This is a genomic window from Mycolicibacterium chubuense (assembly GCF_001044255.1).
In the GTDB taxonomy this organism is placed as follows: Bacteria; Actinomycetota; Actinomycetes; order Mycobacteriales; family Mycobacteriaceae; genus Mycobacterium; species Mycobacterium chubuense.
This window is the reverse complement of record NZ_JYNX01000036.1, coordinates 119,438-140,596: the sequence shown is the minus strand read 5'-3', so window position 1 is coordinate 140,596 and position 21,159 is coordinate 119,438. Positions and strand designations below refer to the sequence as shown.

The window sequence follows — 21,159 nt, the reverse complement described above, 5'->3', positions numbered from 1 at the left end:
GAGCCGACGATAACTCAGAGCAGCGCTTTCAGCGCCGCTTCCACCGCGAGCGCGGGCACATCGAGGCTTTTCGAGCGGAGGTCGTGGCGGGCCCCGGTGATCTCGACGATGGTCGTCGGGGCGGCGATCAGCGCGACCGCCGGCCGCAGCTCGTCAAGCGTGCCGAACGGGTCGGCGGTGCCGTGGGTGAACACCGTCGGCACGGTGATGCGCGGCAGGTGCTCGGTACGGGCCCGCTCGGGCTTGCCGGGTGGGTGCAGCGGGTAGGAGAACAGCGTCAGCACGTCGGGTCGCAGCCCGTGGTCGGCGACCGCCATCGACGTGAGCCGTCCGCCGTAGGAGTGACCGCCGGCGATGACGGGTCCGGCGGTGAGGGCGCGCACCGCCGCGACCGCCTCGACGATGCCGGCCAGATCTGCGGCCGAGGACCCCGACGGCGGACCCTTGGGACGGCGCCGCCGGTAGGGCAGGTTGTAGCGGACCGCGAGCCAACCTCGCCGGGCCCATTCGTCGCACAGCGCGACGAGCATCGGGGCGTCGCGGCTGCCGCCGGCGCCGTGCGTCAGCGCGACGGTCCCGGCCGGGGTGCCGGCCGGCTCATGGACCACGCCGGCGATCTCATCCATCGGACAACCGGAACAGCGCCGAGACCGAGCCGTGGCCCCCGCCCAGCGGATAGGCCGCGCGCAGGCACTCGGTGATCCACTCCTTGGCGAAGGCGACCGCGTCGGGCAGCGGATACCCGTGGGCCAGCGCGGCGGCGGCAGCGGCGGCCAGCGTGTCACCGGCGCCGTGGTCGTGGGGGGTGTCGATGCGCACCGAGTCGTACTCGTAGAAGTCGGCGCCGTCGAACAGCAGATCGGGGCTGTGCGCCGAGGAGCGCAGGTGGCCGCCCTTGACCAGCGCCCAGCGCGGGCCCAGCGCGTGCAGCGCCTGCGCGGCGGCCCGCTGGGTGTCGGCGTCGACGACGTCGATGCCGGTGATCAGCCGGACCTCGTCGAGATTCGGGGTGACCAGCGTGGCCAGCGGGAACAGCCGCGCGGTGAGCGACTCCAGGGCGCTGGGATGGAGCAGCGGGTCACCGTGCATCGATGCGCAGACGGGATCGACGACCAGCGGCACCGTGCCAGTGAGGCCGAGCCGCGTCCAGGTGTCGGCGATGGTGTCGATGATCTCGGACGAGGCAAGCATCCCGGTCTTGGCGGCCTGCACGCCGATGTCGGTGGCCACCGCCTCGATCTGTCCGGCGACGATGTCGACCGGAATCTCGTGAAAACCCTTGACGCCCACGGAGTTCTGCACGGTCACCGCGGTGACCGCGACGAGGCTGTGAATGCCGAGCAGTGCGAACGTGCGCATGTCGGCCTGAATGCCGGCGCCCCCGCCGGAGTCGGAGCCCGCGATGGTCAGGACGCGCAACGGCGCGCGGCCCGGCGGGGTCAGGGGCAGAACGTTCATGACATCTCCCTACGCCGGCATGACCCGGTCAGGTTCGTACGGTCGACGGCGCGTCAGCCGTCCTCTCAGCGCGCTCGGCGCGCGCTCCCGCGTGGACTCCCTCAACGTAACCGACCCCTTTCAGCGGTTGCCGCGGGAATAGGTTTTGGTGGTCGACAATTTGTATAGCTAATATATGTGTTTTGCAGGCGCAGGGTTGCGCCCGTCATGGATACGAAACGCGACGACGAAATGACGACGGATATGACGACAGAAGCCCCGATCACCCTCAGCGAGACCTCGATCCGGCGCGCGCGGATGGACCACGATCACCCGTTCTACAAGTGGATCGTGCTGTCCAACACCACGCTGGGCACGCTGCTGGCCACCATCAACGCCTCGATCGTGCTGATCTCCCTGCCGGCCATCTTCCGCGGTATCGGCCTCAACCCCCTCGCTCCCGGCAACGTGAGCTACCTGCTGTGGATGCTGATGGGCTACCTCGTGGTCACCGCGGTGCTGGTGGTGCCATTCGGCCGGCTCGGCGACATGTTGGGCCGGGTCCGGATCTACAACGTGGGCTTCGCCGTCTTCACCGTCGCGGCGGTCGCGCTGTCGTTCGACCCGTTCCAGCTCGACGGCGGCGCGATCTGGCTGATCGCGTGGCGGGTGGTGCAGGGCATCGGCGGAGCGATGCTGATGTCGTCGTCCTCGGCGATCCTGACCGACGCGTTCCCGGCCAACCAGCGCGGCATGGCGCTCGGCGTCAACATGGTGGCCGCGGTGGCCGGCTCCTTCCTGGGTCTGCTGATCGGTGGCTTCCTGTCCGAATGGCACTGGAAGGCGATCTTCTGGGTCGGCGTGCCGATCGGCATCCTGGGCACCATCTGGAGCGTGCGTTCGCTCAAGGAGCTGGGCGTGCGCACCCCGGGGAAGCTGGACTGGGCGGGCACGTTGACGTTCGGCGTCGGGCTGACCGTGCTGCTGATCGGCATCACCTACGGCATCCAGCCCTACGGCTCGTCCACGACGGGATGGACCAACCCGTGGGTGCTCGGCGCCATCGGCGTGGGCGTGGCCCTGCTCGTGGTGTTCTGCTTCGTCGAGTTGCGGGTCAAGCAGCCGATGGTCAACATCCGGCTGTTCCGCTCCGCGTCGTTCGGCATGGGCAATCTCGCCGGGCTGATGTCGTCGGTCGGGCGCGGTGGTCTGCAGTTCATGCTGATCATCTGGCTGCAGGGCATCTGGTTGCCGCTGCACGGCTACAGCTTCGAATCCACCCCGCTGTGGGCGGGCATCTACATGCTGCCGATGACGGCCGGCTTCCTGATCGCCGGTCCGCTCGCCGGCTCTCTGAGCGACCGCTTCGGTGCGCGGCCGTTCACCGTCGGCGGCATGCTGCTGATGGCAGTGACGTTCGTGGCGCTCGTCCTCATCCCGGTGAACTTCGACTACTGGTTGTTCGCGGTGCTCGTCTTCCTCAACGGTCTCGGGGGTGGCATCTTCACCGCGCCCAACACCGCGGCGATCATGTCCAGCGTGCCGTCGGCCGAACGCGGCGCGGCCTCGGGCGTGCGCGCCACGTTCTTCAACGCCGGCTCGTCGCTGTCGATCGGCATCTTCTTCTCGCTGATGATCGTCGGGCTGGCCAACTCGCTGCCCGGCGCGATGAGCAGCGGTCTGCAGGCCCAGGGCGTGTCCAGCGCGGTGGCCCACGACGTCGCCAACCTGCCGCCGGTGGGCAGCCTGTTCGCGGCGTTCCTGGGCTACAACCCGATCGCCGAACTGCTGGAGCCCTCGCATGCTCTGCAGCAGCCCGGTGTCAACGCCGAGGTGCTGACCGGTAAGACGTTCTTCCCGGAGTTGATCACCGAGCCGTTCCACCACGGTCTGGTCGTGGTATTCATCGCCGCGGCGGTGATGATGCTCATCGGCGCCGTGGCCTCGATGTTCAACCCCGGGCGTTACGCCGAGGACCGTGCCGACGCCTAGAACGGTGGCGGTTCGTCGGGATCCGATGGTGTCCGGGGTGGCGGTTGCCAATGGGGTTGCAGCTCTTCGGGTTCCAACGGGTCGTTGACCCACTGCATGTACGGGGCGGTGGAGGGCCTGTCGCTGACCGGGCCGTGGAACAGCTCCCGCCAGCGGCGAGTGTGATTGCGCCAGCGCCGATCTCTGATTTCTCGCGTGGCGGCCTGGTTGCGATAGCGGTTGTATTCGGTGGTGGCTCGGTGGGCGCAGAGCCGAGTGCGGGCACGTTCGACCCGGGTGCGGTCTTCGCGGCGCCGTGGTCGAGTGGTCAGACCGAACAGGGCAGTCGAGCCCGGTGTGGTGCGCGAGACCTGCCCTGCCGGAGAGGTCCACACGATGGTGCCGTCGGCCAGGAGCTCGACACACCAGCCGCCGAAGGTCTTGCACCGGTGATGCTCTCGGCAGAAGCAGGCGAGATTCCAGGGCACGGTGCGCCCGCCGGCCGCCGGGTCTCGGTGGTTGAAGGGGGTGATGTGGTCGATGTCGCACTGCTCGGCCGGGACCGAGCATCCGGGTGCCCGGCATGTCAGATCGCGCAGGCGGATCCAGCGGGCCAGCGCAGCGCCCGGCCGGTACCGCAGTTCCTCCTGCCGGCTGACAGCGGGCTCCTCGACCAGCCGGCGGGTGGCGTCCCGGGCCAGCTCGCGGACCAGTTCGGCGTCGATGACCCCGAACCCGACCAGGTATCCCGGCGCCTGGCTTTGTCCATTCACGGTGTCTGCGCTGGCCAACACGTTCAGCACGACCTTCGGCGAGACCCGCGGTGCCGGAGGTGTGGGAGCGGGATCGGTCTTGGGGCAATCGATTGTCCCGCAACGGCATTCGAGTTCACGGCGTTCGACCAGGGCTTCGAAGGCATCGGCGCGGCGTTGCTGCCGGGTGCGCGGGTCGGCCGGACACACCGAGGCGGCCATCGCCGACAACTCGGCGTCGACCATCTTTCCCGCCGGAGCGGACAACTTGACCCGCACCGTGGCCATCCCGTCGCCGTTCGAGCTGACGTGCGCCCCGCGCTCGTCGTAGGCGCGCTGGCGGCGCTTCTTGACCCCGTCGCGGTCCACGGTGCTCACCACCTGATCAACAGCGTCGATGACCCGCCGCCGCGACCACGACGACCAGCTGCCGAGACGCTCGGCCATATCGGCGTCGATCTGGGCCATCAGATCGTCGGCGACCAGTTCGGTGCGCTTGATCACCAACTCGACCGTCGGCCAGCTCACCTCGCCGCGAGCAAGAAGCTCTCCCACCGCCGGTAACCGCTGATCCAGGGTCTCGGCGGCGAACACCATCGCCCGCGCGGCAGCGGTCGACACGTTGATCAGCGCGGCGACCTCGGTGGTGGTGCGCGCGAACCCGGTGATCATCGACCGGGCGTCGGCGTCGACGGCCAGCTCCTCGTCGATCCGACGGCCGAGCAACTGCGCGATCGCCGCGAGCTTGCGCGCCACCTGCATCGACTCTTGACGCAGCGCATCCTCGACCACCGCGAAGACGTCGCCGTCAGACCAACTATCGAACATGTGTTCGAGTATAGCTGCGTGTCTCGACAAAGACGTCCCTTGCCGCTGAGGGCGGGACTGTGCTTAGAGACCGGACTTCTGAGGAGCTCGCGCGGTCCGGTGCTCGCTTCTGGCGTCGTGCCTGGCCGTCATCGCCTCGTGGCGCTGCGCCCGCGCGGTGCGTCGCACCTCCGCACGGTCCGCCCGCGGCGCCCGCTGTGGCGCACGTGCCTCGCGGATGTCGGAAGCGCCTGGGAACGGCTCCGGCCGCCGGTAGGCCCGGTCGACCATCGCCTTCAGCGGCGTGTTGAGCGCATCGGCCAGCCTGTCGCACCCGAGCGTGCGTAGCGGCTGCAGCAACGGCAGATCGTGCGTCGGCGTCAGCACATAGGTCGTGTTGTCGACCGTCCACCGCGCATTGGCCGGATCGTCGGGATTCACCTGGGTGTAGTCGAGGTGCACCGACTGGATGCCCATCACGGCGTTGGCGAGGGCCAGCAGGAAGAACGGCGAGAACGGCTTGTTGGGGAAATCGGCGAACAGGTCGTACTGCCGGGCGACGTCGGTGACGGTGTACTGCGTCTGCGGGGTGGTGTCGCCGAGCGGGACGTATGCACCCCCGAACGCACGTGCTGGATTGCCGACGAGCACGAACGACAGGTCCTCGGTCGACGGCACACCGGGATCCGCGGCGTGTTCGCGCAGCCAGTGCCCGGCGACGATCGCCCCCTGGCTGTAGCCCATGACGATCATCGGCGCCGGGGTCGCCGCGATGGCTTCGTCCAGCGCAACGACGCCGGCGGGCACCGAATCGGGCCCGACGACCGCCGGGTACACGACCTCGACGCACGTGTTGGCGGGGGCGTGGCACACCGAACCGCCCAGCAGGTCCGTCATCTCGCCCGCGCCGATGCCGAGCGTCTCCTGCACCGTCAGCACGGTCGCCGCGCTCGCGGTCGGGACAGCGGCGAGCGAGACGGCCGCCGCGGCGGCGACCAGCACCATCGCGGCCCGGGTGACGAGTTGTCTCATGGCCCAACGCTAGAGGGGCCGAGGTGGGGTGCGGCAGGGACGAAAGACCCGAAGGTGATGGCCGTCAGTCCGCGAGGTCCGCGAGAACCGGCGCATGATCGCTGGCGCCTTTGCCTTTTCGTTCCTCGCGGACGATCTCGGCGTGGGTGACGCGGTCGGTGAACGCCGGGGAGCCGAGGATGAAATCGATTCGCATACCTCGGCGCTTCTGGAACGCCAACCGGGTGTAGTCCCAGTAGGTGAAGACGCCGGGGCCCGGCGCGAACGGACGCACCACGTCGGCGTAACCGGCGTCGACGACCGCGGCGAAGGCGTCGCGCTCCGGCGGCGTGACGTGGGTGCTGTCCTGATAGGCCTCGACGCTCCAGACGTCGTCGTCGGTCGGGGCGATGTTCCAGTCGCCGACCATCGCGATCGGTGCGGCCGGATCGTCGGCGAGCCATCTGCCAGCGGTATCGCGGAGCGCGGCAAGCCATTCCAACTTGTAGGCGTAGTGCGGCGAATCCACCGTGCGGCCGTTGGGGACATACAGGCTCCACACCCGCACGCCGCCGCACGTCGCACCCAGCGCCCGCGCTTCTGCGGCAGCCTCCACGGCGTCGTCGGAACTCCACGTCGGCTGACCGTCGAAACCGACCGCGACGTCGTCGATGCCCACCCGCGACGCGATGGCCACCCCGTTCCACTGGTTGAACCCGCAGTGCACGACGTCGTAGCCGAGCGCGGCGAACGGCATCGTCGGGAACTGCTCGTCGGAGCACTTGGTCTCCTGCATCGCCAGCACGTCCACGTCGGCGCGCTCCAGCCAATCGGTGACCCGATCGACTCTGGCGCGGATCGAGTTGACGTTCCAGGTCGCCAGTCGCATGTCCCTCAGACTAAGTCCTCGGCGCGGACATAGCGGGAGCGGTGGTGCAGCGTGAAACCCATCTGTTCGTACAGCCGGCGGGCGGCGTCGTTGTCGGTCACGACCTGCACGTAGGCGCGCGTGGCGCCCCGGTCGCCGGCCCAGGCCAGCAACCCCGCGCACAGCCTGCGCGCCAACCCCTGGCGTCTGGCCGATTCGACGACGTGCACCGCAGACACGCCCGCCCACCGGGTGCCGTCGGGGGCCTCGGTGAGTGCCACCCTGCCCACCGCCGCACCGGCCAGCGTGCCGAATCCCAGCTCGCCGTCGACGACCGCGGCCAGCACCGGGGCCGGAACCTCGCGCTCGTACAGCGTCAGCCACGCATCGTCGGGGACCGCCGACACCGTGACGTCGTCCAGGTCACCCGGCCCGATATCCGTTGTCATCACCAGGTTCTCGGCGTCGGTCGGCACTCCCTCGGGGACCCGGAACAGTCGGTCCGGCGCCGAGATGAGCGCAGGCACTCCGCGGGTGGCATACCAGTCGGCCACCGCCGCGATCTCGGCGACAGATGTGAAGCGCAGCGGCACAGCAGAATTGGCGCGCCGGGTGGCGCCGTCGCCGTAGCGCAGGAACCACCCGTCGAGCCACTGCTGCTCGGTGCCCGGCCATGCCAGCGCCGCCGCGTGCTCGAGGTTGCGGATCTGTCCGGCGCGCACCGGCTGTTCGGGCACCACCCGGAAGGCGACGACGTCGTCGCGGCCGACGGTGACCACTTCACCGTGGCGGGTGCGCACCTGCACCGTCGGGTCGACCTGTTCGACGTGGCCGACCACGTCGGTGAAGGGTCGGGTCTCGCCGGCCGGCAGCCGATACCGAAGGCTGACCCGTGCGCCCAGCGCCGGCAGTTCCGTCACAGCTCAGTGCCCGAACGGATCGGGGTCCTCACCGGGCATCCAGGTCAGACCGGGCACGCCCCAGCCGTGCGACTTCACCGCCCGCTTGGCGCTGCGCGCATTGCGGCCGACGAGCCGGTCCAGGTAGAGGAAGCCGTCGAGGTGACCCGTCTCGTGCTGCAGCATCCGGGCGAACAGATCCGTCCCCTCCAGCGTGATCGGGTTGCCGTCCGCGTCCAGGCCGGTCACCCGCGCCCACGATGCGCGGCCCGTCGGGAACGATTCGCCGGGCACCGACAGGCAGCCCTCGTCGTCGTCTTCGGGGTCCGGCATCGTCTCGGGCACCTCGGAGGTCTCCAGCACCGGGTTGACGACGACGCCGCGTCGCCGGACGGTCTTGCCGCGGGCGTCGGCGCAGTCGTAGACGAAGACCCGTTTCCCGACGCCGATCTGGTTGGCGGCCAAGCCGACTCCGTGAGCGGCGTCCATCGTGTCGTACAGATCGGCGATGAGATCAGCGAGATCGGCGGGCAGAGTCCCGTCGTCGCCGACGGGGATCGGCTCGGTGGGGGTGTGGAGAACGGGATCTCCCACGATGCAGATCGGTCGGACAGCCATGCCCGAAAGCTTAAAGTGGCCCGCGCCGCCGCCGACTCGCGGTCATTGGTGCCCCCGTCCGTGACCGAGCCGTGATTGAATACCAGCCGAAACCACACTGGTGTCATTTCGACCGTCGGAAGGGTCCAAGAGGCGATATGGACGGCGCGATCGCGCGGACTGACAAGTCCGGGGACTCCGCAGACGGCGCTGAACCCGCCGACGGTCTGACCCGTCGGGAGCACGACATCCTGGCCTTCGAGCGGCAGTGGTGGAAGTACGCCGGATCCAAGGAAGACGCCATCAAGGAGCTCTTCTCGATGTCGGCGACCCGTTACTACCAGGTGCTGAATGCGTTGGTCGATCGGCCGGAGGCCCTGGCCGCGGACCCGATGCTGGTCAAGCGGTTGCGCAGGCTGCGCGCGAGCCGGCAGAAGGCCCGCGCGGCGCGGCGCCTCGGCTTCGACGTGACCTGACCGCAGCGGCGAGCCGATACAGTAGGCGCCGATGAACCAGCGAGAATCCTCCGGACTGCCACTGCGCGCCATCGTGATGGTGCTGCTCTTCCTGGGTGTGGTCTTCCTCCTCGTCGGGTTCCAGGCGCTCAGCGGTGGCGACGACTCGGCCGACAGCGACTCGATCACCACCTCGATCACCAGCACCCCGACCACCCCGTCGAGCACCGCGGCGCCGGCGAAGGCCGAGGTGCGGGTCTTCAACATCTCCACCACCGAAGGCGCCGCCGAGACCACCGCCAACCGGCTGCGTGAGGCGGGCTGGAACGTCACCGAGACCGGCAACCTGACCCTGCCCGACACCACGGTCACCACCGTCTTCTTCAGCGACGCCCCCGGTGAGCAGCAGGCGGCCGAAGAGGTCGGCCGGTTGCTCGAGGCACCGGTGGCACCCCGGGTCCCCGAACTCACAGAGCAGCCACCAGGCGTGATCGTGGCAGTCACCGGCTAGGCTCTTGCACATGCTCAGGACCGTCGCCGCCGCCACCCTGTTCGCAGCGCCAGCCCTCGCGTTGGCCGCGTGCTCACCTCCCGGTGAGGTGCCCTCGAACACCCCCGGAACCACACCCGCCATCTGGACCGGCTCCCCGTCGCCGTCGGCGTCCGCCGGCGAGGAGGGCCCGGGCGCAGGCGGCGAGGCCCAGGCCGCCGGTGGCGAGACGCTCAAAGCCGATCTCAAACTGCCCGACGGCACCACCGTGGCCACCGCCGACATCGCCTTCTCCGGCGGGTACGCCACCGTCACCGTGCAGACGTCCGGCACCAACCAGCTGACCCCCGGCTTCCACGGCTTGCACATCCATTCGGTGGGCAAGTGCGAGGCCAACTCGGTCGCACCGACCGGCGGCGCGCCCGCCAACTTCAACTCCGCGGGCGGCCACCTCCAGGTGCCCGGTCACAGCGGTCACCCCGCCAGTGGCGATCTGGCCTCGCTGCAGGTCCGCGAGGACGGCTCGGCCAAGCTCGTGACGACCACCGACGCCTTCACCGCCGAGGAGCTGCTCGGCGGGGCTGGCACAGCGATCATCATCCATGAGAAGGCGGACAACTTCGCCAACATCCCGCCGGAGCGCTACCAGCAGGTCAACGGCGCACCGCCGCCGGATCAGACCACCCTGGCGACCGGCGACGCCGGAGCGCGGGTGGCCTGCGGTGTCATCACACGGGGCTGACCGCCGGGCTGACAGCCGCATCGATTTCGCCGGCTCGCCCCGGCCCACACTCGGTGTCGAGTGGGAGTTCGCGCTCGTCGACGCGCAGACCCGCGACCTGAGCAACGAGGCCGCCTCGGTGATCGCGGAGATCGGCGAAAACCCGCACGTGCACAAGGAACTGCTGCGCAACACCGTCGAGGTCGTGACGGGTATCTGCGACAGCGTTCCCGAGGCGATGGATGATCTGCGGTCCACGCTCAAGCCGGTGCGCACCGTCGTACGGGAACGCGGCATGGAGTTGTTCTGTGCGGGCACACACCCGTTCGCGAAGTGGTCGGCGCAGAAGCTGACCGACGCGCCGCGCTACGCCGAGCTGATCAAGCGCACCCAGTGGTGGGGTCGGCAGATGCTGATCTGGGGCGTGCACGTGCACGTCGGGGTGTCCTCGGCGCACAAGGTGATGCCCATCATCACCTCGCTGCTCGACTACTACCCGCACCTGCTGGCGCTGTCGGCGTCGTCGCCGTTCTGGGACGGTGAGGACACCGGGTACGCGAGCAATCGGGCGATGATGTTCCAGCAGTTGCCGACGGCCGGTCTGCCGTTCCACTTCCAGGAGTGGCGCGAGTTCGAAGGCTTCGTCGCCGACCAGAAGAAGACCGGGATCATCGATCACATGAACGAGATCCGTTGGGACATACGACCTTCCCCGCACCTGGGGACGGTGGAGGTGCGGATCTTCGACGGGGTGTCGAATCTGCGGGAGCTCTCGGCGCTCGTCGCGCTGACGCACTGCCTGATCGTCGACCTCGATCGCCGGCTCGATGCCGGTGAGACACTGCCCTCGATGCCGCCCTGGCATGTCCAGGAGAACAAGTGGCGCGCCGCGCGCTACGGCCTGGACGCGATCATCATCCTCGACGCCGACAGCAACGAGCGGCTGGTCACCGAGGATCTCGACGATCAGCTCGATCGGCTGATGCCGGTGGCCGAATCCCTGTCGTGCGTCGACGAACTCGCCGCCGTCGCCGAGATCTATCGCAACGGCGCGTCCTATCAGCGGCAGCGCCGGGTGGCCGAGGAGGCCGACGGTGACCTGCGCGCCGTCGTCGACGCGCTGGTCGGGGAGTTGGTGATCTGAGCATGCCGACTGTTCCGATGTTCCCGCTCGAGACGGCGATGCTGCCCGGCGAGGAGTTGCCGCTGCGGATCTTCGAGCCGCGGTATTCGGCGCTGGTGCAGGCGTGTCTGGCCGCCGACGACCCCGCCTTCGGGACGGTGCTGATCGAGGCGGGCCGCGAAGTCGGCGGCGGTGACAGTCGCAGCGACGTCGGCACGCTCGCCCACATCGTCGAATACGTCGAACTGGGCGAGGGCCGCTACGCCATGAAATGCGCGATACAGGAACGCTTTCGGGTCATCGAATGGTTGCCGGACGATCCGTATCCGCGGGCGGTGATCGAACTCTGGCCCGATGAACCCGGCGCGCCCGTCACGGTCGACCAGATCCGCGACATCGAAGACCGGATGGTGGCGCTGTTCGAGAGGATCGCGTCGGCGCGGAATGCACAGGTGAATGCGCGCGACATCGTGCACGGCGCCGACGAGTCGGGTGATGCGGCGATGTGGTTGTACGCGTTGACCGCTCGGCTTCCGATGGGACAGGCCGACCGGTACTCGGTGCTGGCTGCTCCGACGGCGGCCGACCGGGTGTCGGCGCTCTCTGAAGCCGTTGACACCGTCACCGCGATGGTGGAGTTCCAGCTCTCGGAGTGATCGGCCTACCTCAGAGCAGCTTGCCCTGAACGAAGACGTAGGGCGGAATCATGACGTCGCCGTCGACGGCCCGGTGGTAGCGGTGCATCACGTCGCGCACGTCGACCGACGTCGCCTCCCAGTGATTGCAGCACAACCATTGCGACACATCGGGATTGATCGCTGCCTCGACGGCGATTCGGGTTCCCCGCGTGCTGTAGAGGGCGATCTCGGAGAGCAACGCGTCCTGCGCCTCGGCGGACAGCTCGGGCAGCACCCCTTCGATCGACCAGGCCGTCGGCTCCAGGTGATCGAAGCCGGCCGCCTGCAGCGCGCGCGGCCAGTCCTCGCCGGCCTCCACCGGCACCGGCATGTACTTGGCACCCAACTGTGCGTCGGAGGCGTCCATCGTCGCGGTCTTCAGCGCCAACACCCCCGGTTCGTCCACCTCGAAGATCACGGTGTCGCTGAGCCACGGCAGCCGCCAGGGGCGGGTGTCCAGGCCGGCGCCGAGGATGACGACCTGTGACACCCCGCCCGCACTGGCTGAGAGCACGTAGTCGTCGAACCACTTCGTGCGCGCTGCGGCGTAGTCCGCGCCGGCGCAGGGCCGGCCGTCCGGCATTGCCGCGCCGGCGGCGTCGACCAGCAGGCGCGCATACGGATCGGTGAACAAGGGGTGTTCGGAGTCGTTCTCCCATGCCCGCACCATCGCGACGCCGAGCGCCCTGTGGTACCCCGGGCTGTCAGCGTCGCGGCGAATCATGGTCGCCGGATTCCCGATCGTCGGCCAAACCATGCATCTCGTCGGTGGTCATCAGATCGTCGCGGATGTTCTGCTCGCGGTAGGCGAGCTGACCGACCCGATTCGCGATCACCGGCGCGGTGATCACGGTGAACAACCCCGTCAAGATCAGCATCCCCACGTCGACGTGGCCGCGCAGCCGCAATGCGGCGCCCAACAGCACCAGCAGCAGCCCGAGCACCTGCGGCTTGGTGGCCGCATGCATCCGCGACAGCGTGTCGGGGAAACGGACCACGCCGATGGCCGCGGTGAGCGCGAGCGCCGACCCGCCCAGGATCAGCACCGCGGCGATGACGTCGAAGGCGGTCACCGCTGCCGTCCCTTGTGCGCCGGGTCGTCGACGTCGGGCACCCGGAATCGGGCGACGCTGACCGATCCCACGAACGTGATCAACGCCAGCGCCGTCAGGCTGTACGTGACCGTGGTGTCCAGGCTGAACGCCGCCCACGTGCCGATGGCACACATCGCCACCGCCACAAGGGTGTCCAACGCCACGAGCCGATCGAGCGTGGTGGGTCCGAGCAGCATGCGAAACATGGTCGCCAGCGCGGCGACCGACAGCATGGCCCCGGCGACGATCCAGACGACGGTCACGACGTGACCTCCTTCTCCGCGGCTGGTCGCCAGTCCGCGTCCCGCTCGAACGAGTCGACCAACAGCTTCTGCAGATTCGCCACCTGTCGGTGAAACCGTGCCACCGTGCGGTCGGATCCGACGTCGAGCACGTGCACGTAGATCATGCGGCGGGGCTGATCGATCTCCAGCACCATCGTTCCCGGGGTCAGGTTGATGATGTTGACCGCCAGCACGAGCACCAGGTCGGATTTGACGGCGAGGTGAGCCCGCAACACCGCGCTCAGCGGAGGGGGACCGGGCTTCAGTGCTAACGCCGCGACCTGAACCGACGATGACACCAGGTACCACACGACCGTGATCACCAGGCGCAGCAGCGGAATCGGATGCAGCCGGCCCTCCACGGGCACGGGCGGCAGCGGCAGCAGCACGGTGATGACAAGCGCGATCACCAGACCGGAGAGCAGGTTGGCTGCAGAGACGTTGCCCCACAGCAGCACCCACACCAGGATCAGCCAGCAGACCATCCAGACCCGCAGCGCGCGTGTCCTCATCTCGACACCTCCCCGAGCACCGCGGTGATGTACTGCCCGCGGTCGAGCACCTCGGCCGCGGCCCGATCGCTGTAGGCGAAGATCGGCCCGGCCGCGACGGTCAGCGCCAAACCGACGGCGATCAGCGCACCCGTCGGCACCAGCATGCCGATCGGCATCCGACCCACGTCGTCGCGGTCGACGAACTCGATGTCCACCGAGTCCTCCGGATCCTCCAGCAGCACCGTCGGTGCGCCGCCGGACAGATGCCCTTCGGGGGCGTCCTTGCGGGCACGCCAGAACGCCTTCGTCCACACCCGCGCGATGACGTAGAGCGTGAGCAGGCTGGTGATGACGCTGCCGGCGACCAGCATCCAGGCCAGCACCGAGCCGGACTCCGACCCGGCCTCGAGCAGCGCCACCTTGCCGATGAACCCCGAGAACGGGGGTATGCCACCGAGATTCAGGGCCGGGACGACGAACACGAATGCCAGCACCGGGCTCGCGGCGGCGAGCCCGCCGAGCCGCTCCAGCGTCGACGCGCCCGCCTGCCGTTCGATCAGACCGACGACCAGGAACAGCGTGGTCTGCACGAGGATGTGGTGAGCGACGTAGTAGATCGCGCCCGACATGCCCAGTTGGGTCGACAGCGCGATGCCGAACACCATGTAGCCGATGTGGCTGACCAACGTGAAGGACAACAGCCGCTTGATGTCGCTCTGCGCGATCGCGCCGAGAATGCCCATCAGCATCGTCGCGAGTCCGGCGACCAGCAGCACGTTGTCCATCGTGCCGCCGGGGAAGAGCAGCGAGTGGGCCCGGATGATCGCATACACACCGACTTTGGTGAGCAGGCCGGCGAACACGGCGGTGACCGGGGCCGGTGCGGTGGGGTAGGAGTCCGGCAACCACGTCGACAGCGGGAACACCGCGGCCTTGATGCCGAACGCCACCAGCAGCACCGCGAACAGCGCGGTGCGCGTCCCCTCGGAGACGCCGTCGAGGCGCACCGACAGCTCGGCCATGTTCAGCGTTCCGGTGGTGGCGTACACCAGCGCGATGCCGAACAGGAACACCAGCGACGACACCATCGAGACCATCACGTAGGAGATGCCCGCCCGCACCCGTTCCCGGCTCGCGCCGATCGTCAGCAGCACGAAGCTCGCGTTGAGCAGCACCTCGAAGCCGACGAAGAGATTGAACAGGTCACCGGCGAGGAAGGCCATGAACACGCCCGCCGACAGCACCAGGTAGCTCGGCAGGAAGATCGACACCGGTTGCCGGCCGTCGCCGTCCCGGATGCCCTGCCCGATGGCGTAGAACACCACGGCGAGCAGCACGATCGAGGACACCACCAGCATCAGCGCCGAGAGCCGGTCCACGACCAGCGTGATGCCCAGTGGCCCCATCCCCGGTTCGGTCGGACCCCAGCCGCCGACCTGCAGGGCGATGGTGCNCCGGGAGCCGCTTGGCGGCGGTGGCGCTCGCGGGGCCGGCCCCGACGATCACTACGTCGACCGCCTCGTTCCGTTCGTAGGTCTTCATCCAACTCCAGTTCGCCTGTTGCGCCAGCAGTCGATGCGAGCCCCGCATCAAATAATTTATACAACTAGGTGATCATCCGCAGGGGAAGCTTCACCGCCGAGGGTGAGGAGCAGCACCACGACGGCAGTGCCAGCACCGCGATGCCGCGCTGCAGACGTGGCTTGCGGCCCGCCAGCAGCGTGAGCGCCGCAGCGACCATCGGCACCAGCACGGGCAGCGGCGTCAGCACCGTTGCGAGATGACCGCCGATCACCGCGACCCCTCGTGTCCGGGCAGCGCGTCGAGTTCGTCGGGCAGGTCGGTGTCGCGGGTGCGGTCGGGTTCCAGACGGCCCTCGATCGCTTCGCCGACCTCGGTGCCGGACTGCTGGGACACCCTGATGTCTTCGGGGTCGTTGCTCACCTCTTCGCGGGTGTTCAGCCGGTACGACCGGTAGGTCAGGGCCAACACGAACGCCGCCACCCCCATCGTGATCACGATCGCGGTGAGAATCAGGCCCTGCGCCAGGGGGTCTGCCGTCGTCGTGTTGCCGGCGCTGGTGCGGCCCCGCACCGGGGGATTGCCCGACGGTCCACCCACCGTGAGTATCAGCAGGTTGATCGCGTTGCCGATCAGCAACAGCCCCAGCAACATTCGGGTCAGGTGCCGTTCCAGCAACAGGTACACCCCGGCGGTGGTGAGCCCGCCGATGATGGCCAGGGGAACCAGATATGTCGTCATCGTGTCCTGCCCAACTCCTCGTCGATCTGCGCTCCGAGGCTGCGCAGCACGTCGAGAACCAGGCCCACGACGATCAGGTAGACGCCCATGTCGAAGAACAGCGCGGTGACGAACTTGACCGTGCCCAGCACCGGCACGTCGAACTCGATCAGCGCCGACGACAGGACGGGGGCGCCCGCCAGTAGCGACGCGGCCGCCGTGCCGGCTGAGAGCATCAGCCCGGCGCCGAGGATCTTGCCGGCGTCGAGGGGCAACGCCTCGCCGAGTTCGTAGCGGCCGCCCGCCAGGTAGCGCAGCACCAGCGCGAGACCGGCCATCAACCCGCCGGCGAAGCCGCCGCCGGGAACGTTGTGGCCGGCGAAGAAGAAGTAGGCCGACAACACCATCATCACCGGGAAGATCAGTCGGGTGGCCACTTCGAGCACCAGGGAGCGGTTGCGGGGATCGCGCAGTTCGCTGCCGCGCAACCAGGTGACGTCCCCGGCGGCCGGGCTGTTGACGGAGTGGACCGCGAGCTTGCCGATGTCCGGCTGACCCGCATCGCGTACGTCGGCGACCCTGGGAGCCGCACCGAAGCGCCTGTTGCGGAACACCATCGACGCCACCCCGGTGGCCGCCACCAGCAGCACCGAGATCTCGCCCAGGGTGTCCCAGGCGCGGATGTCGACGAGCAGCACGTTGACGGTGTTGGACCCGTGGCCGCGCAGATAGGCCGCGTCGGGCAGCAGCTCGGCGATCGGCCGGCCCGAGCGCGCCGCCATGGCGAACGCCGCGAGGGTGGTGACCGTCGCGCCGACGGCCACGGCCAGCACGGCACGCGGCACCCGGAAGCGCTGGATGTCCGCGCCGCCCGTCTCGGCCGGCAGCACCCGCAGCACGAGCACGAAGACCACCAACGTCAGCGTCTCCACCAGGAACTGCGTCAGCGCCAGGTCGGGTGCGCCGTGGAACGCGAAGATCACCCCGCATCCGTAACCGGTGACACCGACGAGCAGCACCGCGGCCAGCCGGTTGCGCATCACCGTGGCGGCGAACGCCGCGGCGAGCATCAGCACGCCGATCACCGCCTGGGGCGGGGACTCCCACAGCTCGAAGTGCGGCCGGTCGCGCGCCCCGAGCGCCAGCACGGCCAGCGGCACCAGCACGAGGGTGGTCAGGATGACCGACTGCGTGGCCGGGATCGAGCCGCGCTGGGTGACCGCGGTCAGCCGCACGGACATGATGTCGGCCCCGCGCAGCACCGCGTCGTAGATCCGATCGGCGTTGGCCAGCGGCAGGAACCCGATCCGGGCCCGGCGAAGCCTGCCGCGGCTCACGTACACCGCGATACCGGCGCCGAGCACGACCAGCGACAGCAGCAGGGGCAGGTTCACCCCGTGCCAGAGGGCCAGGTGGTAGTCGGCGTCGTAGCCGGCCGGGTCGGGCACCGTCTCGGCGTAGTCGCTCAGCACATGATCGAGGCCGGTGGGCCACAGCCCGAACAGCAACCCGGCACCGGCCAGGATCGCGGGCGGAATGAGGAACAGCGTCTCGGGACGGTGCATCTCGCTCACCCGGGTGCTCGGCTTCGGCAGACCCTTGCGGCCGAACGCGCCGAACACGAAGCGCAGGGTGTAGACCGTCGTCAGCACCGAACCGCTGACGATGCCGGCGAGCACCACCGGCGCCGCCGCGCCCAGAGTGGGGCTGTGCAGCACGGTCTCGAAGTCGGCCTCTTTCGCGATGAACCCGAGGAACGGCGGCAACGCGGCCATGCTCGCCGCGGCGCAGCAGGCGATGACCAGCAGCGGCCTGCTCCGGTCGCCGAGCCAGGCCAGCCTGCGGATGTCGCGGGTGCCGGTGGCGTGGTCGATGATGCCGACGACCATGAACAGCGCGGCCTTGAACATCGCGTGCGCACACAGCATCGCCAGACCGGCGAGCATCATCTCGCTGCCGCCCGCCCCGACCATCACCGTGATCAGGCCGAGCTGGCTGACCGTGCCGAACGCCAGGATCAGCTTGAGGTCGTACTCGCGCATGGCCCGCCACCCGGCGAGCAGCATGGTCAGCAGCCCGAGGGAGATGACGGTCGGCCGCCATTCGGGGGCGTCGGAGAACCCGGGGGTGAGCCGGGCGATCAGGTAGACACCGGCCTTCACCATCGCGGCGGCGTGCAGGTACGCACTGACCGGGGTGGGGGCGGCCATCGCGCCCGGCAGCCAGAAGTGCAGCGGCACGATCGCCGACTTCGACAGCGCGCCGACGAGGATCAGCACCACGGCCACCGAGGCCGCGACCCCGGTGGGCGGATCGGCGACCAGCTCGGAGATCAGGAAGGTGCCGGCGCGGTTGCCGATCACGACGATGCCGACGAGCATCGCCAGCCCGCCCAGCGTCGTCACCAGCAGCGCCTGCGTCGCGGCGCGCCGGCTCGTCGCACGCTCGGCGTAATGCCCCACCAGCAGGAACGACAGCACCGTCGTGATCTCCCAGAACACGTACAGCACGAGCATGTTGTCGCTGGTGACCAGGCCGAACATCGCGCCCGAGAACGCGACCAGCTCGGCGGCGAAGCTGGGCAGCCGCTTCTCGGTGTGCCCGTCGTGGTGGTGGAAGTAGTCGGCGCAGTAGAACAGCACCAGCGCCCCGACACCGAGCACCAGCACGCTCATGATCGCCGCGAGCGCGTCGAAGCGCAGCGTGATGTCCATCGACAGATCGGGCACCCACGGCACGGTGAGCCGCTGCCCGGGTCCGCTGCCCGGCCAGTGTCCGGCGACCCAGATCAGCGAGCCGAGAGGGACCAGCGCCAGCGGATAGAACGCTCGGCGGCCCCAGCGGTGGACGAGAACCGGCGCCAGCACGGTGGCCACTGCGTGCGCAGCGAGGATGGCGAGCATGGCTCCGTTTCGTCTCGGTCCGGGCGGTTTCGTCGTGGGGCGTCAGAGCCGCCGCCCAGTCTAGCGGGACGCGGGCGTCCGCCCCCCGGGCTGCGTCAGCGGCCGGTGACCATCACCTCGATGCGGTCCTCGCCGTCGGGGCCGCAGACGAACAGGATCTCGTCGCCGTCGCGCAGCACATCGGTGGCCTCCGGGACGATCAGCCGGTTGCCGCGCAGCACCGTGACCAGCGCGCTGTCCCGCGGCATCGCCAGCTCGCCGACCCGCCGGCCGACGAGCGGGCTGTCCGGGGGCAGCGTGAAGGAGGCGACGTTGGCGCTGCCTTCGCCGCGCAGTTCGCGGGGTCCGCGACCCAGCGCCATCAGTCGCACCACGTGGCCGACGTCGATGGCGCCCTCGACGGCGGCGACCATGGCCACCGGTGTCGACACCGCGACGTCGATGCCCCAGCCGTCGGTGAACAGCCATTCGTTGCGGGCGTCGTTGATGCGGGCCACCACCCGGCCGATGCCGAACTCGCTCTTGGCCAGCAGCGCCATCGCCAGATTCGCCTTGTCGTCGCCGGTGGCCGCGATCGCGACGTCGCAGATGTGCATCTCCGCCTCCTCGAGGGAGGACACCTCGCACGCGTCGGCCAGGAACCATTCCGCGCCGGGCACGGTCGCCGGCTCGTAGCGGTGGTACTCCTTCTCGATGAGCAGCACCTTGTGGCCGTAGTCGACCAGCTCCTGGGCCACGGAGCGGCCGACCGCACCGGCACCGGCTATCGCGATCCGCATAGAAGTGACTGTGCTGATTTACTGACAGCGACACAAGTGCCTGCAGCGAGGAAACAGTGACACTGCACGAGCTGTACGTGGCGCTGTTCATCGGGGGCCTGGTGCTGCTGGCGAGCATCGCCGCCACCAGGCTGGCCACCGGAGCCGGGTTGCCGAGCCTTCTGCTGTTCCTCGGCGTCGGCGTGCTGGTGGGCGAGGACGGCCTCGGTCTGCACTTCGACAACGCGCAACTGGCGCAGGATCTGGGCACCGCGGCGCTGGGCGTCATCCTGGTCGAGGGCGGTCTGACGACGCGCTTCGCCGACATCCGCAGAGTGCTCGCGCCGGCCGCGGTGCTCGCCACGGTGGGTGTGGTGGTCAGCACGCTGATCACCGCGGTGGCCGCGCATCTGCTACTCGGGATGAACTGGCAGCTGGCCCTGCTGCTGGGCGCGATCGTGTCGAGCACCGACGCGGCGGCGGTGTTCTCGGTGCTGCGGGTGGTGCCGCTGCCCCGGCGGCTGGGCGGCCTGCTGGAGGCCGAATCCGGCTTCAACGACGCGCCCGCGGTGATCCTGGTGCTGCTGTTCAGCGTGACGCCGCTGGTGCTCGAGCCGGTGACGATCGTCGGCACCCTGGTCTACGAGTTGGTGGTCGGTGCGCTGATCGGGCTGGCGTGCGGGTTCCTCGGCGCGATCGCGCTGCGCCGCACCGCGCTGCCCGCCGCGGGCCTGTACCCGTTGGCGACGTTCGGGCTCGGCATGCTGGCGTTCGCCGCCGCGGGGACGGCGCACGCGAGCGGGTTCCTGGCGGCCTACCTGGCCAGTGTGGTGCTCGCCAATTCCGGGCTGCCACACCGCTCGGCGACGCGCTCGTTCGCCGAGGGCTCGGGCTGGCTGGCGCAGATCGGGCTGTTCGTCATCCTGGGCCTGCTGGTGTCGCCCGACGAGCTGCTCGACGAGCTGATCCCCGCGGTCGTGACGGGCGTGGTGCTGCTGGTGCTGGCCCGGCCGCTGTCGGTGGTGCTGTCGCTGTGGGGTTTTCGCGTGCCGTGGCGGGAGCAGGCGTTCCTGTCCTACGCCGGGCTGCGCGGCGCGGTGCCCATCGTGCTGGCGACCTATCCGATCGTGGCGGGTGTGCCCGGCAGCGGCCGGCTGCTCAACATCGTGTTCATCCTCGTCGTGCTGTTCACCCTGGTGCAGGGGCCGAGTTTGCGCCGGGTCGCCGAGTGGCTGGACCTGATCCCGCGGGACACCACCCGCGAGGTCCATGTGGACGCGGCACCCCTGGACGTGCTGGGGGCCGAGCTGCTGACGACGACCGTCGCCCCGGGCTCGCGGCTGCACAACGTCACGGTGCTGGAGTTGCGGCTGCCCGATCCGAGTGTGATCACGCTGATCATCCGGGCCGGGCGGGCGTTCGTTCCGGAGCCGCTGACCCGGCTGCAGATCGGCGACGAGGTGATGATCGTGACGACGACGGCGACGCGGGAGGCGGCCGAGCGCCGGCTGCGGGCGGTGAGCCGCCGCGGCAAGCTGGCCTACTGGTTCGACGAGTACGGCGAGCCCGGGTAGACG

General features: G+C 69.3%; 22 protein-coding genes, 1 pseudogene and 1 riboswitch. Of the genes and pseudogenes, 7 read left to right on the top strand and 16 right to left on the bottom strand.

The annotated features are described in order from the left end of the window. Positions 1 to 14 precede the first annotated feature (14 nt). Together MCHUDSM44219_RS13980 and thiD are read right to left on the bottom strand one after the other, a co-directional pair. The gene (locus MCHUDSM44219_RS13980) at positions 15 to 626 is read right to left on the bottom strand and encodes an alpha/beta hydrolase family protein (protein WP_048418842.1); all 612 of its coding nucleotides are present in this window, start codon (positions 624 to 626) and stop codon (positions 15 to 17) included. Next, complete coding sequence (gene thiD / locus MCHUDSM44219_RS13975) at positions 619 to 1,458, bottom strand: bifunctional hydroxymethylpyrimidine kinase/phosphomethylpyrimidine kinase (RefSeq protein ID WP_048418841.1); 840 nt, start codon at positions 1,456 to 1,458, stop codon at positions 619 to 621. Before thiD ends, MCHUDSM44219_RS13980 begins: the two co-directional genes overlap by 8 nt. After that, positions 1,448 to 1,559, bottom strand: a riboswitch (TPP riboswitch). (Overlaps the previous gene by 11 nt.) Before the next feature lie 142 nt (positions 1,560 to 1,701). On the opposite strand from thiD, the gene MCHUDSM44219_RS13970 reads away from it, so the two are divergent. Continuing rightward, positions 1,702 to 3,429, top strand: a complete 1,728-nt coding sequence (locus MCHUDSM44219_RS13970; RefSeq protein ID WP_048418840.1) for an MFS transporter — start codon at positions 1,702 to 1,704, stop codon at positions 3,427 to 3,429. Here the strand turns inward: MCHUDSM44219_RS13970 and MCHUDSM44219_RS13965 are convergent. The 5 genes from MCHUDSM44219_RS13965 to MCHUDSM44219_RS13945 all read right to left on the bottom strand — a co-directional run bounded on the left by MCHUDSM44219_RS13965 (position 3,426) and on the right by MCHUDSM44219_RS13945 (position 8,363). Then, entirely contained in the window at positions 3,426 to 4,988 is a 1,563-nt protein-coding gene (locus MCHUDSM44219_RS13965) for an HNH endonuclease signature motif containing protein (RefSeq protein WP_109777760.1), read from the bottom strand. The two genes, MCHUDSM44219_RS13970 and MCHUDSM44219_RS13965, sit on opposite strands and share 4 nt — an antisense overlap. Before the next feature lie 63 nt (positions 4,989 to 5,051). Next, positions 5,052 to 5,999 (bottom strand): PE-PPE domain-containing protein, encoded by a 948-nt coding sequence (locus MCHUDSM44219_RS13960; RefSeq protein WP_053081251.1) that lies wholly within the window; start codon positions 5,997 to 5,999, stop codon positions 5,052 to 5,054. 64 nt (positions 6,000 to 6,063) lie between these two features. After that, on the bottom strand, positions 6,064 to 6,867 hold the full coding sequence (locus MCHUDSM44219_RS13955) for an exodeoxyribonuclease III (protein WP_048418839.1): 804 nt from the start codon (positions 6,865 to 6,867) through the stop codon (positions 6,064 to 6,066). Positions 6,868 to 6,872: 5 nt separating this feature from the next. Then, positions 6,873 to 7,766 (bottom strand): N-acetylglutamate synthase, CG3035 family, encoded by an 894-nt coding sequence (locus MCHUDSM44219_RS13950; RefSeq protein WP_048418838.1) that lies wholly within the window; start codon positions 7,764 to 7,766, stop codon positions 6,873 to 6,875. A 3-nt stretch (positions 7,767 to 7,769) separates the two neighbouring features. Further along, the gene (locus tag MCHUDSM44219_RS13945; protein ID WP_048418837.1) at positions 7,770 to 8,363 is read right to left on the bottom strand and encodes a peptide deformylase; all 594 of its coding nucleotides are present in this window, start codon (positions 8,361 to 8,363) and stop codon (positions 7,770 to 7,772) included. A gap of 137 nt (positions 8,364 to 8,500) precedes the next feature. Here MCHUDSM44219_RS13945 and MCHUDSM44219_RS13940 point away from each other — a divergent pair, with 137 nt between their 5' ends. Genes MCHUDSM44219_RS13940 through MCHUDSM44219_RS13920 form a run of 5 tightly spaced genes read left to right on the top strand, consistent with a single transcriptional unit; the run spans position 8,501 to position 11,787 of the window. Then, entirely contained in the window at positions 8,501 to 8,818 is a 318-nt protein-coding gene (locus MCHUDSM44219_RS13940) for a nucleoid-associated protein NapA (protein ID WP_048418836.1), read from the top strand. Positions 8,819 to 8,849: 31 nt separating this feature from the next. Next, a complete protein-coding gene (locus tag MCHUDSM44219_RS13935; protein WP_048418835.1) occupies positions 8,850 to 9,308 on the top strand; it encodes a LytR C-terminal domain-containing protein in 459 nt (152 codons plus the stop codon). A gap of 10 nt (positions 9,309 to 9,318) precedes the next feature. Beyond that, positions 9,319 to 10,029: a superoxide dismutase[Cu-Zn] gene (gene sodC / locus MCHUDSM44219_RS13930; protein ID WP_048418834.1), complete on the top strand. Its 711-nt coding sequence runs from the start codon at positions 9,319 to 9,321 to the stop codon at positions 10,027 to 10,029. Then, positions 10,010 to 11,152, top strand: coding sequence for a glutamate--cysteine ligase (locus MCHUDSM44219_RS13925; protein ID WP_048418833.1), 1,143 nt, complete (start codon positions 10,010 to 10,012; stop codon positions 11,150 to 11,152). The genes sodC and MCHUDSM44219_RS13925 overlap by 20 nt, the downstream gene beginning before the upstream one ends. Positions 11,153 to 11,154: 2 nt before the next feature. Further along, positions 11,155 to 11,787, top strand: a complete 633-nt coding sequence (locus tag MCHUDSM44219_RS13920; RefSeq protein WP_048418832.1) for an LON peptidase substrate-binding domain-containing protein — start codon at positions 11,155 to 11,157, stop codon at positions 11,785 to 11,787. Between the two features lie 10 nt (positions 11,788 to 11,797). Here the strand turns inward: MCHUDSM44219_RS13920 and MCHUDSM44219_RS13915 are convergent, their stop codons facing one another. From MCHUDSM44219_RS13915 to MCHUDSM44219_RS13875, 9 genes and pseudogenes are all read right to left on the bottom strand, one after another. Continuing rightward, positions 11,798 to 12,532, bottom strand: a complete 735-nt coding sequence (locus tag MCHUDSM44219_RS13915) for an SAM-dependent methyltransferase (protein WP_048418831.1) — start codon at positions 12,530 to 12,532, stop codon at positions 11,798 to 11,800. After that, positions 12,513 to 12,881, bottom strand: a complete 369-nt coding sequence (gene mnhG / locus MCHUDSM44219_RS13910; protein ID WP_048418830.1) for a monovalent cation/H(+) antiporter subunit G — start codon at positions 12,879 to 12,881, stop codon at positions 12,513 to 12,515. The genes MCHUDSM44219_RS13915 and mnhG overlap by 20 nt, the downstream gene beginning before the upstream one ends. Beyond that, positions 12,878 to 13,165, bottom strand: a complete 288-nt coding sequence (locus MCHUDSM44219_RS13905; RefSeq protein WP_082162197.1) for a monovalent cation/H+ antiporter complex subunit F — start codon at positions 13,163 to 13,165, stop codon at positions 12,878 to 12,880. The genes mnhG and MCHUDSM44219_RS13905 overlap by 4 nt, the downstream gene beginning before the upstream one ends. Next, positions 13,162 to 13,698 (bottom strand): Na+/H+ antiporter subunit E, encoded by a 537-nt coding sequence (locus MCHUDSM44219_RS13900; RefSeq protein WP_048418829.1) that lies wholly within the window; start codon positions 13,696 to 13,698, stop codon positions 13,162 to 13,164. The genes MCHUDSM44219_RS13905 and MCHUDSM44219_RS13900 overlap by 4 nt, the downstream gene beginning before the upstream one ends. Then, positions 13,695 to 15,133: pseudogene (locus tag MCHUDSM44219_RS13895) on the bottom strand (Na+/H+ antiporter subunit D); the annotation flags it as partial. The gene MCHUDSM44219_RS13900 and the pseudogene MCHUDSM44219_RS13895, both read right to left, overlap by 4 nt. A gap of 153 nt (positions 15,134 to 15,286) precedes the next feature. Continuing rightward, positions 15,287 to 15,475 (bottom strand): hypothetical protein, encoded by a 189-nt coding sequence (locus MCHUDSM44219_RS13890; RefSeq protein ID WP_048418828.1) that lies wholly within the window; start codon positions 15,473 to 15,475, stop codon positions 15,287 to 15,289. After that, on the bottom strand, positions 15,472 to 15,942 hold the full coding sequence (locus MCHUDSM44219_RS13885; RefSeq protein WP_048418827.1) for a Na(+)/H(+) antiporter subunit C: 471 nt from the start codon (positions 15,940 to 15,942) through the stop codon (positions 15,472 to 15,474). The genes MCHUDSM44219_RS13890 and MCHUDSM44219_RS13885 overlap by 4 nt, the downstream gene beginning before the upstream one ends. Continuing rightward, positions 15,939 to 18,824 carry a Na+/H+ antiporter subunit A gene (locus MCHUDSM44219_RS13880; RefSeq protein WP_048418826.1) on the bottom strand — a complete coding sequence of 962 codons (2,886 nt, stop codon included), beginning with the start codon at positions 18,822 to 18,824 and terminating at the stop codon, positions 15,939 to 15,941. Before MCHUDSM44219_RS13880 ends, MCHUDSM44219_RS13885 begins: the two co-directional genes overlap by 4 nt. 95 nt (positions 18,825 to 18,919) lie before the next feature. Then, the gene (locus MCHUDSM44219_RS13875; RefSeq protein WP_048418825.1) at positions 18,920 to 19,603 is read right to left on the bottom strand and encodes a potassium channel family protein; all 684 of its coding nucleotides are present in this window, start codon (positions 19,601 to 19,603) and stop codon (positions 18,920 to 18,922) included. A gap of 56 nt (positions 19,604 to 19,659) precedes the next feature. Between MCHUDSM44219_RS13875 and MCHUDSM44219_RS13870 the strand changes: the two genes are divergently transcribed. Next, positions 19,660 to 21,156 (top strand): potassium/proton antiporter, encoded by a 1,497-nt coding sequence (locus tag MCHUDSM44219_RS13870; protein WP_048418824.1) that lies wholly within the window; start codon positions 19,660 to 19,662, stop codon positions 21,154 to 21,156. Positions 21,157 to 21,159 lie beyond the last annotated feature (3 nt).